This window comes from Rhizobium sp. NZLR11, assembly GCF_019685115.1.
In the GTDB taxonomy this organism is placed as follows: Bacteria; Pseudomonadota; Alphaproteobacteria; order Rhizobiales; family Rhizobiaceae; genus Rhizobium.
On sequence record NZ_JABDWD010000009.1, the window covers coordinates 130339 to 150345 of the forward strand.

At 60.3% G+C, this 20007-nt stretch carries 18 protein-coding genes; 6 read left to right on the forward strand and 12 right to left on the reverse strand.

The window, feature by feature from the left end; genetic code table 11:
* Positions 1 to 77 precede the first annotated feature (77 nt).
* Both ade and HJB83_RS17545 read right to left on the reverse strand, forming a co-directional pair.
* Positions 78 to 1775 carry an adenine deaminase gene (gene ade / locus HJB83_RS17540; RefSeq protein WP_207581345.1) on the reverse strand — a complete coding sequence of 566 codons (1698 nt, stop codon included), beginning with the start codon at positions 1773 to 1775 and terminating at the stop codon, positions 78 to 80.
* Positions 1776 to 1892: 117 nt separating this feature from the next.
* Positions 1893 to 2996: a branched-chain amino acid ABC transporter substrate-binding protein gene (locus tag HJB83_RS17545; protein ID WP_207581344.1), complete on the reverse strand. Its 1104-nt coding sequence runs from the start codon at positions 2994 to 2996 to the stop codon at positions 1893 to 1895.
* 457 nt (positions 2997 to 3453) lie between these two features.
* Here HJB83_RS17545 and HJB83_RS17550 point away from each other — a divergent pair, with 457 nt between their 5' ends.
* Positions 3454 to 4368 (forward strand): HD-GYP domain-containing protein, encoded by a 915-nt coding sequence (locus HJB83_RS17550; protein WP_221132486.1) that lies wholly within the window; start codon positions 3454 to 3456, stop codon positions 4366 to 4368.
* 75 nt (positions 4369 to 4443) lie between these two features.
* On the opposite strand, the gene HJB83_RS17555 is transcribed toward HJB83_RS17550, so the two are convergent.
* The 6 genes from HJB83_RS17555 to HJB83_RS17580 form a co-directional block, all read right to left on the reverse strand.
* Positions 4444 to 5769 carry an aspartate aminotransferase family protein gene (locus tag HJB83_RS17555; protein WP_221132487.1) on the reverse strand — a complete coding sequence of 442 codons (1326 nt, stop codon included), beginning with the start codon at positions 5767 to 5769 and terminating at the stop codon, positions 4444 to 4446.
* Between the two features lie 313 nt (positions 5770 to 6082).
* On the reverse strand, positions 6083 to 6400 hold the full coding sequence (locus tag HJB83_RS17560) for a helix-turn-helix transcriptional regulator (RefSeq protein ID WP_164013673.1): 318 nt from the start codon (positions 6398 to 6400) through the stop codon (positions 6083 to 6085).
* A gap of 116 nt (positions 6401 to 6516) precedes the next feature.
* Positions 6517 to 7266, reverse strand: a complete 750-nt coding sequence (locus HJB83_RS17565; RefSeq protein ID WP_207581342.1) for a HugZ family protein — start codon at positions 7264 to 7266, stop codon at positions 6517 to 6519.
* Positions 7267 to 7297: 31 nt separating this feature from the next.
* Positions 7298 to 8350 (reverse strand): choline ABC transporter ATP-binding protein, encoded by a 1053-nt coding sequence (gene choV / locus HJB83_RS17570; protein WP_207581341.1) that lies wholly within the window; start codon positions 8348 to 8350, stop codon positions 7298 to 7300.
* Entirely contained in the window at positions 8347 to 9192 is an 846-nt protein-coding gene (choW, locus tag HJB83_RS17575) for a choline ABC transporter permease subunit (RefSeq protein ID WP_207581340.1), read from the reverse strand. Before choW ends, choV begins: the two co-directional genes overlap by 4 nt.
* A gap of 73 nt (positions 9193 to 9265) precedes the next feature.
* Positions 9266 to 10222 carry a choline ABC transporter substrate-binding protein gene (locus tag HJB83_RS17580; RefSeq protein WP_207581339.1) on the reverse strand — a complete coding sequence of 319 codons (957 nt, stop codon included), beginning with the start codon at positions 10220 to 10222 and terminating at the stop codon, positions 9266 to 9268.
* Between the two features lie 236 nt (positions 10223 to 10458).
* Between HJB83_RS17580 and HJB83_RS17585 the strand changes: the two genes are divergently transcribed.
* From HJB83_RS17585 to HJB83_RS17595, 3 genes are all read left to right on the forward strand, one after another.
* A complete protein-coding gene (locus HJB83_RS17585; RefSeq protein ID WP_207581338.1) occupies positions 10459 to 11061 on the forward strand; it encodes a thymidine kinase in 603 nt (200 codons plus the stop codon).
* A gap of 137 nt (positions 11062 to 11198) precedes the next feature.
* Positions 11199 to 12272 carry a hypothetical protein gene (locus HJB83_RS17590; RefSeq protein ID WP_221132489.1) on the forward strand — a complete coding sequence of 358 codons (1074 nt, stop codon included), beginning with the start codon at positions 11199 to 11201 and terminating at the stop codon, positions 12270 to 12272.
* Positions 12273 to 12420: 148 nt separating this feature from the next.
* Complete coding sequence (locus tag HJB83_RS17595) at positions 12421 to 13551, forward strand: DUF2333 family protein (protein ID WP_207581336.1); 1131 nt, start codon at positions 12421 to 12423, stop codon at positions 13549 to 13551.
* A gap of 11 nt (positions 13552 to 13562) precedes the next feature.
* On the opposite strand, the gene HJB83_RS17600 is transcribed toward HJB83_RS17595, so the two are convergent.
* Entirely contained in the window at positions 13563 to 14024 is a 462-nt protein-coding gene (locus tag HJB83_RS17600; RefSeq protein ID WP_221132490.1) for a PAS domain-containing protein, read from the reverse strand.
* Between the two features lie 46 nt (positions 14025 to 14070).
* Positions 14071 to 14796 carry a LuxR family transcriptional regulator gene (locus HJB83_RS17605; protein WP_207581334.1) on the reverse strand — a complete coding sequence of 242 codons (726 nt, stop codon included), beginning with the start codon at positions 14794 to 14796 and terminating at the stop codon, positions 14071 to 14073.
* A gap of 357 nt (positions 14797 to 15153) precedes the next feature.
* On the opposite strand from HJB83_RS17605, the gene HJB83_RS17610 reads away from it, so the two are divergent.
* Together HJB83_RS17610 and HJB83_RS17615 are read left to right on the forward strand one after the other, a co-directional pair.
* Positions 15154 to 16785, forward strand: coding sequence for a hypothetical protein (locus HJB83_RS17610; protein ID WP_259671351.1), 1632 nt, complete (start codon positions 15154 to 15156; stop codon positions 16783 to 16785).
* A gap of 258 nt (positions 16786 to 17043) precedes the next feature.
* Positions 17044 to 18723 carry a formate--tetrahydrofolate ligase gene (locus tag HJB83_RS17615; protein WP_221115874.1) on the forward strand — a complete coding sequence of 560 codons (1680 nt, stop codon included), beginning with the start codon at positions 17044 to 17046 and terminating at the stop codon, positions 18721 to 18723.
* Here HJB83_RS17615 and HJB83_RS17620 read toward each other — a convergent pair.
* A complete protein-coding gene (locus HJB83_RS17620; RefSeq protein WP_221132492.1) occupies positions 18702 to 18929 on the reverse strand; it encodes a hypothetical protein in 228 nt (75 codons plus the stop codon). The two genes, HJB83_RS17615 and HJB83_RS17620, sit on opposite strands and share 22 nt — an antisense overlap.
* Positions 18930 to 19015: 86 nt before the next feature.
* On the reverse strand, positions 19016 to 19999 hold the full coding sequence (locus HJB83_RS17625; protein WP_221132493.1) for an extensin family protein: 984 nt from the start codon (positions 19997 to 19999) through the stop codon (positions 19016 to 19018).
* Between the last annotated feature and the right edge of the window lie 8 nt (positions 20000 to 20007).

Here is a 20007-nt window from a genome sequence, read left to right on the forward strand (position 1 = left end):
AACTGACGACGAGGCATCACGCGGTTTGAGATTTGGATATCCGCTCTCACGAAATCTCGTATGCCATATCAGTTGTATCACCCGATCAGTGCGAACTTGTCCACATCAACCATGCCGCGGTCGGATATTTTCAGGTGCGGGATGACCGGCAGCGGCAGGAAGGCGAGTTGGAGGAAGGGTTCCTCCAACGTGGCGCCGAGAGCGAAGGCGGCCTTGCGCAGATGGTGCAGCGTATCGCGGACCGTTTCATAGGGCTCGAGGCTCATCAGGCCGGCGATGGGCAGGGCGATTTCGCCGGTAACCTTGCCATCTTCGACAACGACGAAGCCGCCCTTGATCTCGCCGAGGCGGTTTGCGGCATGCGCCATGTCTTCCTCGCTGACGCCGACGACGCAGATATTGTGGCTGTCATGGCCGACGGTGGAGGCGATCGCGCCTTTCTTCAGGCCAAAGCCCTGGACGAAGCCGTTGGCGTGGTTGCCGTTCTTGCCATGGCGCTCGATGACGGCGACCTTGATGATGTCGTTGGCAAGGTCGACCGCCGTCTCGTTGCCCCTGACGGGCAGGCGGTAGCGGCGATGCTCGGTGATGATCTTGCCCGGCATGACGCCGATAACTGGCGTTTCGCCCTCGGCGACCGGCACGCCGAAATGGGCGGCGTTGACGGGCCGGGCCTTGACGCTGTCGAGGCCGATCGGTGCAACCGGTCTGCGTGAGGAAAAGAGCGCATCGGTGACGCGGCGGCCGGCGGAAAAGACCATGTCGGCACGGCAATCTTCCAGGCTCTCGAGTACCACCAGGTCGGCGCGCCAGCCCGGCGCGACCAGGCCCCGGTCCCTGAGGCCGAAGGCGCGGGCGGCCGAGATCGAGGCGGCGCGGTAGATCGCCAAGGGCTCGACGCCGCTTGCGATCGCCGTGCGGATCATGTGATCGAGATGGCCCTGTTCGGCGATATCGAGCGGATTGCGATCGTCGGTGCAGAGCGCCAGGAAGGGTGAAAGCCGCTCGGTGATAATGGGCATCAGCGCGGCAAGATCCTTGGATACCGAGCCCTCGCGCACGAGGATATGCATGCCTTTGCGGATCTTTTCCAGCGCCTCGGTGGCGGTCGTGCATTCATGCTCGGTGCGGATGCCAGCCGAGAGGTAACCGTTGAGGTCGTTGCCGGTCAGCAGCGGCGCGTGACCGTCGATGTGGCCGCCCTGGAAGGCGTCGAGCTTGGCCATGCAGACGGGATCCTTGTGGATCACGCCGGGGAAATTCATGAATTCGGCAAGGCCGATGACCTTCGGATGGTGGCGGAAGGGCAGGAGGCGCTCGATCGGCAGATCGGCGCCGGAGGTTTCGAGATGGGTTGCCGGAACGCAGGAGGAGAGCTGGACGCGGATGTCCATGATCGTCTCGAGCGCGGATTGGAGAAAGAACTCGATGCCGGCTGCGCCGAGCACATTGGCGATTTCGTGCGGATCGCAGATCGCGGTGGTGACGCCGTAGGGCAGAACGCAGCGGTCGAATTCATGCGGTGTGACGAGCGAAGATTCGATGTGCAGATGCGTGTCGATGAAGCCGGGAACGACTGTTTTTCCCGATATGTCGATCTCGGTTTCACCCTGATAATTGCCCGAAGTGCCGACGATGCGATCGCCGCCGATGGCGATGTCCGACTGGACGAGTTCGCCGGTGACGAGATCGAAGAAGTGCCCACCCTTCAGCACGATATCGGCCGGCATGCGGCCGACGCCCTGGTCGATGAAACGCTCAAGTCTGCTGGTCATGGCATTGCTCACATTGCAACCGATTCCGAAGTTATAGCCGATCTGCGGCGACATGCGATGCCTGCAAACAAAACCGGGCGCCGTGGTGGCGCCCGGTCGCTGTCTCGATGTCGTGGCTTACTCGGCGGAAACGATCTTGCCGCCTTCCCACTTGTAGAGCGAGAAGCTTTGCGAGGTCAGGTCGCCGGTTTCGCCATAGGTGACCTTTCCGATAGCGGTCGGGATCTCCTTGCCGTCCTTCAGAGCGGCCGCGACGGCTGCACCATCCTCGGCGCTGCCGGCCTTCTCGATGCCGGCCTTCAGCACTTCGACAGCGGCATAGGCGTTGAGCGTGAAGGCTTCGGCCGGGATGTTCTTGGCAGCGAGCGCCTCGGCTGCGGCCTTGGAATCCGGGCTCTTCGTTGCGTCCGAGGCGTTGGTGAAGACCGTGCCGGCGGCGGCATCCGTGCCGATTGCCCAGAATTCGGTGTTGGAGAGGCCGTCGCCACCGATGATCGTGGCGTTGGCGGCGAGGTCATGCAGCTGGCGGGCGAGCAGGCCGCCTTCAGGGTGGTAACCGCCGAAATAGACGACGTCGGCTTTCTCCGACTTGATGCGGGTGGTGAGCGCGCTGAAGTCCTTGTCACCAGGGGTGATCGCGTCGTTGACGACTTCGGTGATGCCGCCGGCGTTCAGCGTCGCCTTGAAGGCGTCGGCGAGGCCTTTGCCGTAGGCGCCCTTGTCGTTGACGATGGCGACGCGCTTGTCCTTGAAATTCTTCAGCACGTATTTGGCGGCAACTTCGGCCTGCTGGTCGTCGCGCCCGCAGGTGCGCAGCACGTTGGTAAGACCGCGCTTGGTCAGGTCGGGGGCCGTCGCAGTCGGAGTGACCATCAGCACGCCGTTTTCAGCCAGCACGTCCGACACCGGAATGGCGACACCCGAGGTGACCGGGCCGACGACGAAGCGAATGCCGTCGGCGACGACCTTGTTGGCGGCGGAAACACCCTGCTTGGGTTCGCCGGCATCGTCGGCCAATTCGAGGATAACCTTCTGGCCGAGAATGCCGCCCTTCTTGTTGATCTCGTCGACGGCGGTCTGAGCGCCGTTCTTTACCTGGTCGCCATAGGCGGCGACGGGACCGGTCAGCGGCGCAATCAGGCCGATGGTGATATCGGCGTGAGCAAGCGGTGCAAAGGCGAGCGACGCAACGAGGGTCGCCGTCAATGTCTTGAGGGTCATAGTCTGTCTCCTTGGATGGGGTCATTGACCCGCGATGAGGTGCCACGCCGGCTTTCCGGATCGTTCAACAGCGCTAGGCTGTGCCAAGGACGATCGATTTCGGCGCGATCAATACGTCCTCCGGCCATATTTGGCTCGGATGGATGCAACGGCAAGATTTCTAAGAATTTTGGTGAGATTCCGCAAGATGATAACAAAATGAAACGAAAATCGAGGCAGCGCGGCACGGTTTCGTCGAAAATCGTTCGATCCGGCCCTGTCTTCCGCTTTTCGGAGGAGGCTCGGGGAGCCCATATAAGGGATGAGCGGATGTTCTCTCGTATCTGGAACTTCAATTTTGTTTGAGATTAACATTTGATTCTACCAATCAGAGTAGAATCATTGTTCGTGCATATATTGCTGCGATGCAAAAACGGTCGACGATAAACAGAGAGATATTTCAGGAACAGAGATCTGCATGCTCAAGCGTATCGAAGCCAGACAGGTGCGCACCGGAATGTTTGTCGAGGCGATCGAGGGTGTGTGGCAAGATCCTCTTCTGTCCAAGAGAAGATTTCTCCTGCGCCGTGAAATGGATGCCCTGACTCTTCGCAAGAGTGGCATTCCAGGCGTAGTCATCAATACCAGCAGGGGCGTCGATATTGATGGCCTGCCAACTGGCAATATCGAGATCGACACCAAGGCCGCACACGAGACGATTCAGAAATCCGTGCAGGTGCTGGAGAACGTTTTCGGTCGGTTGCAGCATGGCGATGGGATCAGCGTCGATCAGGTGGCGCCGGTGATTTCCTCGGTCTCCAAGTCGATCGATCAGAACCCGACCGTCTTCCTAAGCGTTACGCGCCTGAAATCCAGGGACGAGGTGACGTTCCTGCATTCCATTTCTGTGAGTGCGCTGATGATCCTTTTCAGCCGCCATCTCGGACTTGACGAGACAACCGTGCAGATGCTCGGCACAGCAGGATTGCTGCACGACGTCGGCAAGCTCGAAATTCCGCTCGAGGTGCTCAACAAGGAAGGACGCCTGGACGAAGAGGAGATCAAGATGATCCGCGACCATCCGGAAAAGGGACACGCAATCCTGTCGCGTCAGGAAGGCATGCCGGAGATCGTTCTCGACGTTTGTCTCAACCATCATGAGCGGATCGACGGCAAGGGTTATCCCCGCAAACTTTCCGAGACGCAGGTCAGCTTCCATGCGCGCCTTGCCGCGATTTGCGACGTCTATGACGCCGTCACCTCGGTGCGACCCTACAGGGCGCCATGGAGCGCCAGCCAGGCACTGAAATGGATGCTTGGTAACGAAGGGCATTTCGATCGCCGGCTTCTGAAGAAATTCGCCCTCTGCCTGTCGGTCGCCGCCGTGACCTGAGGTAGATCCATCAAAAAAGGCCTGCGTGGATTTGCGCCCGCCGCAGGCGATGATGCCGAAAGCTTGAGAACTTTCTCAGATATTGTTCTGCAGGATGGTCCGCAGCTTGCCGAAGAGTTCATCGATGTGGTGCTTCTCGATGATCAGCGGCGGAGAGAGTGCGATGATATCGCCGGTGGTGCGGATCAGCAGGCCGGTTTCATAGGCTTTCAGGAAAGCGGTGAAGGCCCGCTTGGTCGGCTCGCCAGCGATCGGATCGAGTTCGATCGCGCCGATCAGGCCGGTGCTCCTGATGTCGATGACATTGGGGCAGTCCTTCAGTGAATGCAGCGCGTCGGCCCAGTAATCGGAAAGCTCGGCGGCGCGTGTTAGCAGCCCCTCTTCCTTGTAGGTGTCGAGCGTGGCGAGGGCGGCGGCGGAGGCGATCGGGTTGCCGGAATAGGTGTAGCCGTGGAAGAACTCGATCATATGCTCCGGACCGTTCATGAAGGCATCATGGATTTCGGAGGTGACGAAGACGGCGCCCATCGGAATGACGCCATTGGTCAGTCCCTTGGCTGCGGTGATCATGTCGGGCTTGACGTCGTAATATTGCGCGGCGAAGGGCGCGCCGAGGCGGCCGAAGCCGGTGATGACCTCGTCGAAGATCAGAAGGATGCCGTGTTTGGTGCAGATCTCGCGCAGCTTCTGCAGGTAGCCCTTCGGCGGGATCAGGACGCCGGTGGACCCGGCCACCGGCTCGACGATGACGGCGGCAACGGTGGAGGCATCATGCAGGGTGACGATACGCTCGAGCTCGGTGGCGATGTCGCCGCCATGCTCGGGCTCGCCGCGGGTGAAGTTGTTCTTGCCGGGCTGGTGGGTATGCGGCATGTGATCGACGCCGGTCAGCAGCGTGCCGAACATCTTGCGATTGCTGACGATGCCGCCGACGGAAATGCCGCCGAAGTTGACGCCGTGATAGCCGCGCTCGCGGCCGATCAGGCGGAAGCGAGACCCATTGCCCTTCACGCGGTGATAGGCGAGCGCCACCTTGAGCGCCGTCTCGACGGATTCGGATCCGGAATTGGTGTAGAGAACGTGGTTCAGGCCTTCGGGAGCAATGTCGACCAGGCGGTTTGCCAGTTCGAAGGCCTTAGGGTGGCCGAGCTGGAAGGCCGGGGCGTAATCGAGCTCGCCGGCCTGCTCACGGATCGCCTCGGTGATCTTCGGGCGGCAGTGGCCGGCGTTGACGCACCAGAGGCCGGCAGTGCCGTCCAGCACCTGACGGCCGTCATGGGTCGTATAATACATGTCCTTGGCGCCGACGAACATGCGCGGCTCCTTCTTGAACTGGCGATTTGCCGTGAACGGCATCCAGAAGGCGCGGAGATCGTTCGGTGCATTGAGGCGATTGGACATCTGTTCTCCTGGCCGCTGACGGCCCTTTCCGGGGCTTCACGCCCAAATTTTGACTGCCCGGTCAAATTATCAGGGCTTCCCGAGGCGTCAACGGGGAAAACCCCCGAGAGCCACTGGGGGCCGGAGGTTCGAGTTGCTCCAATCAATCTGGGAATAGCTCGGGGCCGACAGGCGAAGTTAAAAAGGCACGACCGGCAAATCGCAAGGTTTGCCGGTCGTGCCATAAGGTTCAGGTGCTGAAATATCGTTGTCGCGTCTCCGGGAACATCCCCTTACGCCACGACATCGGCCGACATTCATGTCAGCGCTATCATCAAGCGGCGGATCTGTTCCGATTCTGCACGAGATAGATGTCTTCGAGCGTCGCCAGGATCTTCATCACCGGCTCGGAGGTGCTCGAATAATAAATGGTTTGTGCGTCTCGGCGGGTCTTGACCAGCTTTTGAGCGCGCAGTTTCGACAGGTGCTGGGAAAGAGCCGACTGGCTGAGGCCGACCTGCGTTGCAAGCACGCCGACGGCCACTTCGCCCTTCACGAGGCTACACAGGATCAGCAATCTCTTCGGGTTGGCCATGGCCGATAATAACGCTGCCGCCACATTGGTGTGATCGGCCAAATCCGTGGTGTCCATATTGTTATCTTCCTAATGCGAAACGTACATCATTCATGTGGGCACTGGCCGCCAGTCGGGATTTTGACCGACGCCAGAAACTAGCAACTGGGGTCGAAGATTGTATATACCTAAATTTAAGGTATCGAGTATGCTATTTTAGATATGTTTGAACAAATGTGATCGGCATCCCCAATGAGGGTTTCGAATTCGTATCGCAGCAGATAATCGCCGGAAATCATGTCAAAACCTGAGGGATCGATACCACAAATGCGCCAAGAAGCCGATTCCGGCGCCTTTAGCCTGATAGCGAGGGTCTCGGTCACATCGGGGTAGCGCGCTACTAAATCTCGCACTGCTTCTGCCGCCCCGGCGGCGACTTCTTCATTCGCGGACGACTGGATTATGAGATCGTTTGCGTCGAGCAGGTAGGCGCGGCCGAAGCCGCCATTGAAGCTGGCCCGTTTCGGCTTGAGACGGAAGAACAGGAAATCAGGAAAGTCGAGATAAAGCTTCGCCTTGGCGTGGCGAGCGAGAAAACGCGTGCGGATGCGCTCGTAGAACGCATTGCCGCGCTCGACGGGTTCAGCCAGGCATTGGGTTGTCAGGCGAGGGTGGGCGAGCGGATCGCCCTTGCCCGGCTCGCCGGTCAGGAGTGAGGCGCGCGGGTCCTTGGCAAGCGCCCTGGTATGGGCCGACAGTTTCGAAACGAGGATGACGGGGGTGCCGTCAATATCGGTCGCGACCAGCACGCGGCTGGCGAAGGGGAAGCCGGTCTCGGGGTCGAGAACGGCAATCGCCGCGTGCCGCGCGGAGCGCAGAAGCACGCGCGCAAGCTTGCGGGCATCGTCGTCGGTTTCGCGTATGGGCGAGGGTTGATCTTTCATATCCGCTTTGTGGCAAAGCGGATTGAAAACATCAAGCGTCCTGCTTGCGGCGATGGCGGGTGAGGCCGGCAACGATATCCTGGGCCGAGACGGTGCCGACGATCGTGCCGTTCTCGACGATGCCGATGCTGCCGGGCTGGCGGGCAAGGGCATCGAGGATATCGACGAGCGGGGTAGCGGCACGGGCCGTGGCGCTGACGCTCATGCCGGCGGCCGTCTGACCGAGACCGGGTTGCATCACGTCGGCCGCCGTCAGCATGCTGATCGGGTTGAGATGCTGCACGAAATCGGCGACATACTGGTCGGCGGGGTTCTTGACGATGTCGTGCGGCGTTCCGCATTGGATGATATGGCCGCCCTCCATGATGGCGATGCGGTTACCGATGCGGAAGGCCTCGTCGAGATCGTGGCTGACGAAGAGGATGGTCTTCTTCAGCCGCCGCTGGAACTCCAGGAGCTCGTCTTGCAGGCGGGTGCGGATCAGGGGATCGAGCGCCGAGAAAGGCTCGTCCATCAGCAAGATCGGGGCGCCAGTGGCAAAGGCGCGGGCAAGACCGACGCGCTGCTGCATGCCGCCTGAGAGTTCGTTGACCTTGCGGTCGGCCCATTTCGTCAGGTTGACGAGCTCGAGCTGTTCGCCGACGCGCCGCTTGCGTTCGGCCTCCGGCATGCCGGCGAGTTCGAGGCCGAAGCCGACATTCTCGGCGACGGTGCGCCAGGGCAGAAGAGCGAATTGCTGGAACACCATGGAGACGGTGTGGGTGCGCAGCTCCCGCAGCGCCTTGGCATTGCATCTGTAAGGGTTGACCGGACCATTGGAGGTCGAGACCGAGACGTCACCGCGCACGACGGGGGCGAGGCCGTTGACGGCGCGCAGCAGCGTCGACTTGCCAGAGCCGGAAAGGCCCATCAGCACCAGGATTTCGCCTTCTTCGATGGTCAGCGAGGCATTGGCGACGCCGAGCACCAAGCCTGTGGCGGCGCCGATTTCGTCACGTGTTTTGCCCTGGTCGACCATGGCAAGCGCTGTTTCCGGCCGGTCGCCGAAGATGATGCTGACATCCTTGAAGCTTACCGCGGTCATGCGCCGCCTCCTTCACCCGCCGTGCGGAATATGCGGTCGAGAATGATCGCCAAGATGACGATACAGAAACCGGCTTCGAAGCCCTTGGCGATATTGACGGTGTTCAGCGCGCGCACGACCGGCACGCCAAGCCCGGGCGCCCCAACGAGGGCGGCGATGACCACCATCGACAGTGACAGCATGATGGTCTGGGTGAGGCCCGCCATGATCTGCGGCATGGCAAAGGGAAGTTCGATCTTGCGCAGCACCTGGATCGGCGTTGCGCCAAAAGCAACGGCGGCTTCGACGAGGGACGGCGGCGTCGAGATGATGCCGAGGCGTGTCAGCCGGATGGGGGCGGGGATGGCGAAGATGACGGTCGCGATCAGGCCCGGAACCATGCCGAGGCCGAACAGGATCAGCGCCGGAATCAGGTAGACGAATGTCGGAATGGTCTGCATCAGATCGAGCACCGGGCGCATGGCGGCATAGACCCAAGGGCGGCGGGCGGCGGCAATGCCGAAGGGAATGCCGATCACCATGCAGACAAAGGTGGCGGCGAGCACGAGGGCGAGCGTCTCCGTCGTCTCCTTCCAATAACCCTGGTTCACGATGAGCAGGAGCCCAAGACAGGTGAACAGCGTGACTGCGATCGACCGGCGCAGCCAGAAGGCAAGGGCGGTGATGGCAGCGATGACGATCAGCGGGTGGGGCTTCTGCAGCACGAAGAGCAGGCCGTCTATGGCGCTCGACAGCAGGAAGGCGAGCTGGTTGAAGAACCACTCGCCGTTCGATGTCAGCCAGTCCACGAAGGATTTGGCCCATGAGCCAATGGGAATCTTAGCCTCGGTGATCCAATTCAAGGGGCGCGCCTATCCAAAAAAATCAACAATCGGACAAAAATGAAACGGGGCGGCGAGCCGCCCCGTCATATCATCAAAGGCCGAGGCCGGTCTTGGCAGCCGCCAGAGCGTCGCCCTTGCCGTCGCGAGTCTTGACGCCTGCAAGCCAGGGGTCGAGGGCTGAGGGGTTGGCCTTCAGCCATTCGGTCGCCGCAGCTTCCGGCTCCTTGCCGTCGTCGAGGATCTTGCCCATGATCTTATTCTCCATATCGAGGGAGAATGTCAGGTTCTTCAGCATCGCGCCGACATTCGGGCATTCGCCGAGATAGCCGGCGCGAACATTGGTGTAGACCTTGGCGCCGCCGAAGTCCGGACCGAAGACGTCGTCACCGCCTGTGAGGTAGGTCAGCTTGAAATTGGTGTTCATCGGATGGGGTTCCCAGCCGAGGAAGACGACGGGCTTGCCTGCTTTTTCGGCGCGAGCGACTTGCGCCAGCATACCCTGTTCCGAGGATTCGACGACTTCCAGATCCTTCATGCCGAAGGTGTTCTTTTCGATCAGATCCATGACGAGGCGGTTGCCGTCATTGCCGGGCTCGATGCCGTAGATCTTGCCGTCGAGATCGTCCTTGTGGGCGGCGATATCCTTGAAGTCCTTGATGCCGAGTTCCGCACCCTTGGCGTTGGTGGCGAGCGTGTACTTGGCGCCGACGAGGTTGGGGCCGAAGGATTCGACCGACTTGTCGTCGAGATAGGGGCGGACGTCCTTTTCTTGCGTCGGCATCCAGTTGCCGAGGAAGATGTCGATGTCCTTGTTCTTCAGCGAGGTATAGGTGACCGGTACCGAGAGGACCTTGATGTCGGTCTGATAGCCGATGCTCTTCAGGACGACGGAGGCAGTAGCGGTGGTGGCGGTAATGTCAGTCCAGCCGACGTCCGAGAAATGTACGGTGGAGCAGCTGTCGGGATCCGCGGCGAAGGCAGCGGTCGCAACGGAGAGTGTGGCGATGGCAGTGGCAGTGACGAATTTGAACGTGCTTGTTGTTTTCATTTTAGACTCCCAGTCTTTAAGTTCCCAAGCCAACCACCAATAGCCGAGTTTGACAAGCGACCTCAGTGCGTTTGCGTCGTATCGACCCATGCGATTGCGACGTCGGGCAGATTTTTGGAACTATATTGTTTTTGGGGCTTTCAGCAGTTTTTGAGCGGGATTCCTGTGATTATCACTGTTGCAGGGCTTTTCTTTGCCATTGTGAGCTTTCAATAAGCCGATCAAGGAGAGATCGGATGGCAAAACTCTATTTCAACTACTCGACTATGAATGCCGGCAAGTCGACGATGCTGCTGCAGGCCTCCTACAATTATCAGGAGCGCGGTATGCGCACGGTGCAGCTGATCGCTGCCTTCGACGAGCGCACCGGCCGGGGCGTCATCGGCTCGCGGATCGGGCTGGAGGCGAGCGCCATTCCCTTCGAGCCGCACGAGGACCTGTTCCGGCTGATCGGGACGCTGAGCGGTGAAGGCGCGCCGATTGCCTGCATCTTCGTCGACGAGGCGCATTTCATGACGCCTGTCCAGGTCTGGCAGCTTGCCCGCGTCGTCGACAGGCTCGGCATTCCTGTGATGGTCTACGGGCTGAGAACCGATTTCCAGGGCAAGTTGTTTCCGGCCTCGCAGGAACTGTTGGCGATCGCCGACGAAATGCGCGAGGTGCGCACGATCTGCCATTGCGGGCGCAAGGCGACGATGGTGGTGCGGCTCGACGCGGAGGGGAAGGTGTTGCACGAAGGCGCGCAGATCGAAGTCGGCGGCAATGAGAAATATGTCTCGCTCTGTCGCAGGCATTGGGATGAAGCGATGAACGGGGCTTGGATCGCCGAGCCGGTCTGAAGCCGCGATGCGGCCTGCTTTCTTTGGCGCCGCAAGCAACATGCTTTCGATTTTAAGCAATTCCGGACGGAAAACCGCTCACACTTTTCGGCACCATGCTCTAGTTTGAGAAGCACGAGATTCCCTGGAGAGGCCTGGTGCGTAAACCTCCGCCATTCGACAGCCAATACGAAGCTGCAGGCATCCTTGCCGAGAGGATTGCGGCCGACGGAGACTATTGCGTGGCCGCAATCAGCGCCTTCAGCGCCGATGAGGCACGTTCGGCCGACGAGGTCTTCCTCGAACAGAATTCTCGTTTCCAGGCCCATATCGCCGATGCTTCCGCGCTTGACGCCCTGCAGGCGGAGCTGGTCTTTTCCCTCGACCGGCTGACGGCGGAGGTTTCGGCCGATCTCGACAGTTTTCGGGGGCTGACGCTGCGCGAAAAGATGGCCGGCTGGACGTCGCGCCAGCGGATGTGGCGCATGTATACCGAACGTGTGCGCGAGGCCCCCGTCATCGAACGGTTGCTCGAACTTCTGACGAAATCGGACGCGCTCGCCAGACTGATTGCCGGCCAGCGCGCTTCGATCATCGAACGGCACAGGGCCGCCGAACGCGGTCTCATCGACATCGTCGAGCAACGGCGCCGACTGGTCGATTCCATCGATATTGCCCGCCTGAAGATGAAGGAACTCAATGCCAAGGCGCTGACGACGCAGGGCCGTATCGGCGTCTACGGCAGCAGGGCGCATTGGGAGCAGATGGAGGCGGAGCGGCGGGCGCTGAAGGCGGAGGCCGAGCAGATTTCCGCCGGGGAGCACGAGATGCGCGACGACAGCCAGCGGCGCGAGCGTTTCATCGGCCTGTTCCAGACCTTTGTCGATTCGCTGAATGGCCGGATCGCCGCTTGTAGCGTGCTGCTGCGCAAGCTGATGATCGACGTCGAGGAGCGGCTGATCATCTATCAGGCGCAGGTCGATACCGACCGGCCCGGCATGAAGATGCGGATCAGGCCGGAACTCTTTCCTGATATCGCCGCGCCAATCAGGCTGTTCGAAAAGGGCATGCTGGTCGCCCAGGATCTGGAGCGGCGCAAGAGCCGCGCCGATCTGGAATTTACCGGCAGGTTTCCGACCTATGCCGAGCCGGCGCCGGACAAATCGGGAGCCCCTCTGATCGATACGGCGCGCAGGTCCTTCCGGTTCAGCCTGCCTTTCCTGGGTTCCTGAGCCGCAAGACGTCGTCAGCACCTCTTTTCCGCAAGGCGCCCTTGCGAAAAATCGGAGGGCTCGTGTTGTGCTCGGCCGATCGAGCGCATATGTGGATGCGACGGGGCCGCAATGTCCTGATGTTCGCCTCGCCTGACAGGAGACGACGATGCTTGACCGGATAGCCGGTTTTTTCAGGCTGATCGGCCAGACGATCGGTCGCTGGGTCCGCCTGTTTTTCGCCTGGGCCTTCTGGCCCATTCTTGCCGCGCATGGCTGGTATCAGCGCCGGAGTTGGATGATCCGGCTGCCGGTGATCGCGTTCGTGGCGCTCTTCGTCGTGCTCTACGGCTATTTCTTCTGGCAGACGCAGGCCTGGTCGAATTTCAACACCGCCTTCGTCGACCAATACCGGCTTGCCGAACGCAAGGTTGCCGCGGGACAGGAAATGCCGGTCGCCGAGGGAAGCAACGCCACGGCAGCCAAGACCTGCCAGCGTTCGGCGATCATCGACGTCACGGCCGACCTGACCGACTTCAACGTCAACCAGAACGCATGGATCTCCTCCATGCTGCTCTACAAAATGGGCTTTTTCGGAATCGACTGGGATCACACGCCTTTCCTCGACAACAAGGCGTCGTTCCAGCGGGGCATCAATCAGGCGGTTCGGCGGACATCGGCAGAGCTCGTCGATACGCTCGGGCGCGTGCGCGGCACGTCGGGCATCAACAACGACCTGCAGAGCGCCCGCGGCAATCTGCAATTCGACGAATACAGCTGGTATTTCGGGCTCAATCCCTTCGGGCCGAAGACGCCGACGCCCTCCTATTACCGTTCGGCGATCGGCAGCCTGCGCAAATTCAACACCGATCTTTCCACGTGCAGCGTCATTTTCGACGGCCGCGCCGACAACCTCATGCAGTTCATCGACCGCATTGCCAACGATCTCGGCGGCACGTCCGACATGCTCGCCGAGCGCTCGGAAAACCACAATCGCGGCTGGTTCGATACCCGCGCCGACGACCGGTTCTGGTTCGCCTACGGCCAGCTCTACGCCTATTACGCCATCCTTGCCGCCGCGCAGGCGGATTTCTCGCAAGTGGTGCAGGAGCGCAATCTCGGAGCGGTCTGGGGCAGCACGATGCGGCAGTTCCAAGCGGCGTTGCGCATTCAGCCGGCGATCATTTCGAACGGGCGCGAGGACGGCTGGATCATGCCGAGCCATCTCGCCACCATGGGCTTTTATATTCTCCGGGTGCGCTCGAACCTAGTCGAAATCCGTTCGGTGCTCGACCGGTAAACCCCGTGGAGTCAGCGGGGTCTCGCATCGTCCTCGAAACCGACGACGCGCAGCCGCTCGACGCATTCATAGGTGACGCCGACGATGCCGCCGCCGCTTTCATCGTCACGAAAGCGGCCGACGCTGCGCACCAGCTTGTAACCGCCAAGCCGGCTGTCGACGCGGTATACGAAATGGAAGCCGACGCCATGACGGCTCGCCTCTTCGAATGTCTGGGCGATCAGACTGCGGTCCTCCTCATGGATGCGCGACATCAGCTCGGTCAGATTGACGGGGCCGTTGCTGTAGGGGAGGTCGAAGATCTCGTGTACATCCTCGCTCGCAAAGAAATGTCCGGTCTCGATGTTGATGCGCCAGAAGCCAAAAAGGCGATAGGCAGCAAGCATCTGAAGGATTTCCGCATCGGTGATGCCGATGTGGGCGCGGGATTGCTCGGTCTTGTCGATGATGGGCTGTTCGAAACGAAGAGACACGATTCCCCCAGATCACTGGACGACGTGCCGACTCTCTTCCGATTCCTCAGTTGATCAGCTTCAATCGAATTGCCTTAGCTACCAACTGGGTGCGGTTGACGCAATCGAGTTTTTTGATCGCGTTCGTCATATAGGCATTCACCGTGTGGTCCGACAAAGTCAGGATCTGGCCGATTTCGATCGAGGTCTTGCCCTGGGCAGTCCAGCGCACAACCTCTAGTTCGCGGGTCGACAGCGCGTTATACGCGCATTCCTCGTTGCGCTTGACTGCATTGTATGCATCGAGTGCATGCAGAGTGATCATTGCCAGCTCATTGACCTCGCTCTGGCCAAGTGCGGCGCGCTCGCCGCAGAACCAGAAAACCAGGCGCTGGCCGTCGGCCGCAATGGTCGGCATGGCAACGCCTGCCGGTATGGCATGGCGCAGCATCAGGGCATGCAGTTCGGCGGGGAAGGCCTGACCGTTGAAAGCGTCGTTGAGGTGCCAGACCGGAGGGACGGCGGATTCCCTCAGCCGTAGGCCGAAAGGGCAGCCGCGCATCATGTGGGCGCGGTCGAATTCCCTGATATAGGCGGCCGGCAGCGAACTCTCGATCAGCAGGGGTTTCAACAGGAGGTCTTCCGGGGAGGGAGCGTGCATCAGCGTTGCATGCGACAATCCGAACGCTGCGGAAACCCGGCCCAGCGCCTGCGCAAACAGACTGCGCGTTCGTGCAATGGCAAGCTCTGCAGAAAGCAATGACTGTCTTTCAGAGGTAGTCATGTAAGACATTTGTACGCCCCCGGCAGCCCTAATGTTACCGCTATCAAACACAGAAAACCCGCCTGATGCTAGTCCCAATTGATTTGGTGTAAGTCGATTAACTCAAATTGTGAATAATTTGCCACGGTTGTTCGCGCATTGGTTGAGTGCTGAGGTGGAAATGTAGCGCTGCGGCATCTTCTACTTGCTTGATGTGTACCTGCAAGCTGCAAGTCGCCGTCTGAGAGAATCACTTCTGCAGAAGTCGGTACGGGAACTGGCGTAGGAATCTCGCTTGCTGCCCTTCAATGCAATTGATAAGCCTAAACCATGTATAACTGAGGCGATTTAATCGTGCGCTTTGCAATTGCCGTCATCCTGAAGTTTATGTTTTCATTGGTAATACTTGGTTTTCTTCTATTGAGCTTGTCGATCGGTGCCGCAACCTCGCAGGCTGCCGAGCAGAAGAAACAGAAAGGTCAGCCGCCGATGCGGTTCATCCTCGTGCGCAGCCTCCTGTGCATGGATGACTGTCCGGAATGGATATCGGCAGAAGGACGCATAACCTCCGATACGCCCGCGCAACTCAAAAAAATTCTGAAGACAATCGGCAACCGAAAAATGCCGATCGTCTTTCTTTCAGAAGGTGGTGAAGTAGACGCCGCTTATGCGATGGGCAGGATGATCCGCAAGGCCGGCCTTGAAACGGCTGTGGGCGGCACACGGCTGAAGGATTGTCCAGAAGATGATATGCGTTGCGATGCCGCTATCGCAAAGAATGAACCCACGCTTGGTGATACCTATTCCTATGGCGCATACTGCTTTTCCGCTTGTCCGCTGGTGTTTGCCGGCGGAACCTCGCGGGTCGCGTCGCAATGGGCATTCATCGGCGTTCACCAGATCACGACAATCTACAGCAAAGTGCGTGTTTCCTACCGCATCGAATACAAGATGGTGAACGGCAAGAAGACCGAAATCTCCCGCAAGGAGATGGGCCGAAAGTCAGCGGGGAGCAGCAGTTCCACCAAGCTAGGCAAGAAGGCCACTGCTGCTCTTACGGCCTATCTGAAGGAAATGGGCGTTAGCGCCGATTTGATTGGACTGATGATGAGCGCCACCCCTGACCGCATCAACATCGTGCCGGCCGCAGACGCACTTGAAATCGGTCTCACGACGGACATGTTGGCTTATAACGAATGGCCTGGCATGCCGCTCTGTGCTCCGGATGCAGCGGCCGAGGCCGTTTGTCATCGCCGTGCGGCGGCGGAGACGCCTGTATCCAAGGCCTCTGTGCAGGCTGCGGTCGCAGTCACAAACGAGACTCTGCCGAAAACCCGGCCGATGGACTTTCTGCTGATGTATCATGGCAATTGCCAGGACGAGTGCACGCAGTGGATTTCCGGGGATGGAGACATCACGCCGGATACGCCGGCTCGGCTGGAGGCGATCTTGAAAGCGCTCGGCGGAAGAAAATTGCCGGTCGTCCTTCAGTCCTATGGCGGAGACATGGATGCGGCTTTCGCGATGGGGCGTATTATCCGGGCTGCAGGTCTGGAGACCTCGATTGGCAGAACGCGGTTGCCCAACTGCCCGACGCTGGATCCGCGTTGCAAGGCGAGCATTGCCAAAAGCGGGGCGACCGAGGGCGAGGTTTCTGCTGGCGGTGCATACTGCCTTTCGACCTGTACGCTAGTCTTGATTAGCGGAACGCCGCGGCTTGTCGGATATTCCGATATCGGTCTCGTCAGACCCGCGAAGGCTGAATATCCAAAATTCTTCGCCTATTTCGACGAGATGGGCGTCAATGCCGAGCCTTACAAGACGATGATGCTCGCGACCTCGATTGAGCAAAAGACTATACCTCGTTCTCAGGCGCTCGAACTTGGCATTGTCAATGGTATCATCCCTTATGGTGACGAACCCGGTTCTCGCCTGTGTGGACCCGATGCCAAGGAAAGTCTTCGATGCCCCAGAAAAGCTGAGGCAGAGATCGTTCCTGCGGCTGCTTCGTTAAATTGATCTCCGCCTTGTCGAGGGCGAAGACACCCGAGGCGATCCTCAGGAGCTTGTAGCCGAAGGAAACGGCATAGACGGCGAGCGCCGCTACCAGGCCGATATAGAAGGCGACGAGGATCGCGATCGTTGACCGCCACTCAAACGCCCCAGCGTGGTGGCCGCAAGGCGCAGCGCTATTCACACCCCGCCGATATTTCGCTATCCCGATAAAGAGAGAACAAGTACCTCCGCGTCTGCGGAAGGCCGGGACGGGGAACATCCATGCCATCAATCAAATCCGATATCGAAATCGCGCGTGCTGCGGCCAAAAAGCCGATATTCGAGATCGGGGCGAAACTCGGCATTCCGGTCGAACAGCTCGTTCCCTACGGTCACGACAAGGCAAAGGTCAGCGCCGAGTTCATCGCCGGGCAGGCGGGCAAGAAGGACGGCCGGCTGATCCTCGTCACCGCGATCAATCCGACACCGGCGGGCGAGGGCAAGACGACGACCACCGTCGGGCTCGGCGACGGGCTGAACCGGATCGGCAAGAAAGCCATCGTCTGCATCCGCGAGGCTTCTCTCGGCCCCTGCTTCGGCGTCAAGGGCGGAGCGGCCGGCGGCGGTTACGCGCAGGTCGTGCCGATGGAAGACATCAACCTGCATTTCACCGGCGATTTCCATGCGATCACCTCGGCGCACAATCTGCTGGCGGCGATGATCGACAATCACATCTACTGGGGCAACGAAGAGAATATCGATATCCGCCGCATCACCTGGCGGCGCGTCATGGACATGAACGACCGGGCGCTCAGAAGCGTGGTCTCCTCACTCGGCGGCGTTGCCAATGGTTTCCCGCGCCAAGGCGGGTTCGACATCACCGTCGCCTCCGAAGTGATGGCGATCCTCTGCCTCGCCACCGACCTCAAGGATCTGGAGAGGCGGCTCGGCGACATCATCATCGGCTATCGCTTCGACAGGACGCCGGTGCATGCGCGCGACCTGAAAGCCGACGGGGCCATGGCGGTGCTCCTGAAGGATGCGATGCAGCCGAACCTGGTGCAAACGCTCGAGAATAATCCGGCCTTCGTGCATGGCGGGCCTTTCGCCAATATCGCCCATGGCTGCAATTCGGTGACGGCGACGAAGACGGCGCTGAAACTCGGAGACTATGTGGTGACGGAAGCGGGCTTCGGGGCCGATCTCGGCGCCGAGAAATTTTTCGACATCAAGTGCCGCAAGGCCGGGCTGAAACCGGATGCGGCGGTCATCGTCGCCACCGTCAGGGCGCTGAAGATGAATGGCGGTGTGAAGAAAGAGGATCTCGGCACGGAGGATATCGCGGCGGTGAAGAAGGGTTGCGCCAATCTCGGCCGGCACGTCGCCAATGTCCGCCGGTTCGGCGTTCCGGTCGTCGTGGCGATCAACCATTTCGTCTCCGATACCGGCGCCGAGATCGCGGCAGTGAAGGAATTTGTTTCGAGGCTCGGCGCCGAGGCGATCCTTTGCCGCCACTGGGCGCTGGGTTCAGCCGGCATCGAGGAACTGGCGCACAAGGTGGTGGAACTGGCCGAATCCGGACAGGCGAAATTCCAACCGCTCTACGGCGACGACATTTCGCTGTTCGAGAAGATCGAGATCGTCGCTTCGAAGATCTACCATGCCGGCGAGGTGACGGCCGACAAGGCAGTGCGCGACCAGTTGCAGACCTGGGAGGAGCAGGGCTACGGCAAGCTGCCGGTCTGCATGGCGAAGACGCAATATTCCTTCTCTACCGATCCGAGCCTGCGCGGCGCGCCGGAAGGCCACATCGTCACAGTGCGGGAGGTGCGGCTTTCGGCGGGAGCCGGCTTCGTCGTCGCCATCACCGGCGAGATCATGACAATGCCCGGCCTGCCGAAATCGCCGTCGGCGGAGCGGATTTTCCTGAACGAGCAGGGTTATATCGAGGGGTTGTTCTGATCCGGTGACGGTTTGCCGAAGCGCTCGAGCAGACGGCGCTCGCGGCGCTTTTCCAAGTCCGGATCGATAAACAGCCAGATGAAAAGGCTTTGCAGCGCCCCGACGAACAGCATTCCGATGGCAAAGAGCCAATGCAATTCACCAGTAAAGATGAAGCCAATAGCGACGATCAGGAGAACCAGGATGACGTTCGCTATGATCTTCAATTGCCGCTGACCCCTCCACCTATTTTGCAGCTTCTATTTGGTTATTTCGCTGCACGATTCAAGCGAGGATCGCAGCCACCAAATGGTCAGTGGCAATAGCGATAGGCGCCCTTTCTTTCGATCACGTCGAGATGAAAATGGGTCTCGTGGGCGGCGTCGCTTTCGGGGTCGAGGACGGTGGTGAAATAGAGGCAACCGGCGGCGCTGACGGTGCGCTGGAAGGCGCCGGTCAATGTCGGGTCCTCGCGGCGGGAGCGGACGGCGACATCTTCGCCCTTTTCGAAATGGAAGCTTGCAATGTCGATGGCGTTGCCACGGGCATGTTCGGAAATCTTGCCGGTTTCGGCGCTGTTGCGCAGGCGGCAGATATAGGCCGATGCCTGATTGACTGTCGTCAGGCGGCCCTGCTCCGGCAGAGCGGCGGAGGCGGCCGGGATGACGCTTTCCTTCATCCAGCGGGCAAGGGCGAGTGCGGCCGGGCAGCGGATCGTCGCCTCCGGGTTCAAACTGATGCCGGGCAAAGCATCTGAGACGATGATCGGCTTGTCGATGCCGCAGCCGTTGCCGTCGTCGATGCGCGGTGCATCCTTGAATACGACGCCCAAGGCCTTAAGCGCAGCGGTGCATTCGGCGTGCTCGGCATCGCTTTCGGGTTCGATCGTCAGGTGCTGCTCTTCGAGTGTCTGTTCGGCCGGCGGTTTATTCTCCTCCGCCGGAGCCTGCGGGCCTTCGAGCCTGCCAGGCGGGAGCGGCGGACCTTGCATCGGTTCTCCCGGTGCGGGCTTTGCGGGTTCGGTGTTTCCTGGTTCGGTTTGGGGCGCCGCCGGCTGGTCTGGCGCCGGTACTGCCGGCTCCTTCATATCAGGCTTTGGCTGAGGCGCGGGCACATCGTCCGGTGCGGGCGGTTCAGCCTTGTCAGGAAGCGGGGTAGGGGTGGTTGCAGCACCGGTGTCCGGTCGAGGTTGGGGTAAAGGGCCGTGCGGGGGCAGGCGGGCGCCGGCAAGAAAGGCGGTTGCGGCGAGAAGGATCGCCAGTATCGAAAGTTTTCTCAACGCATCCGGTTCCGTCATGTCGATCG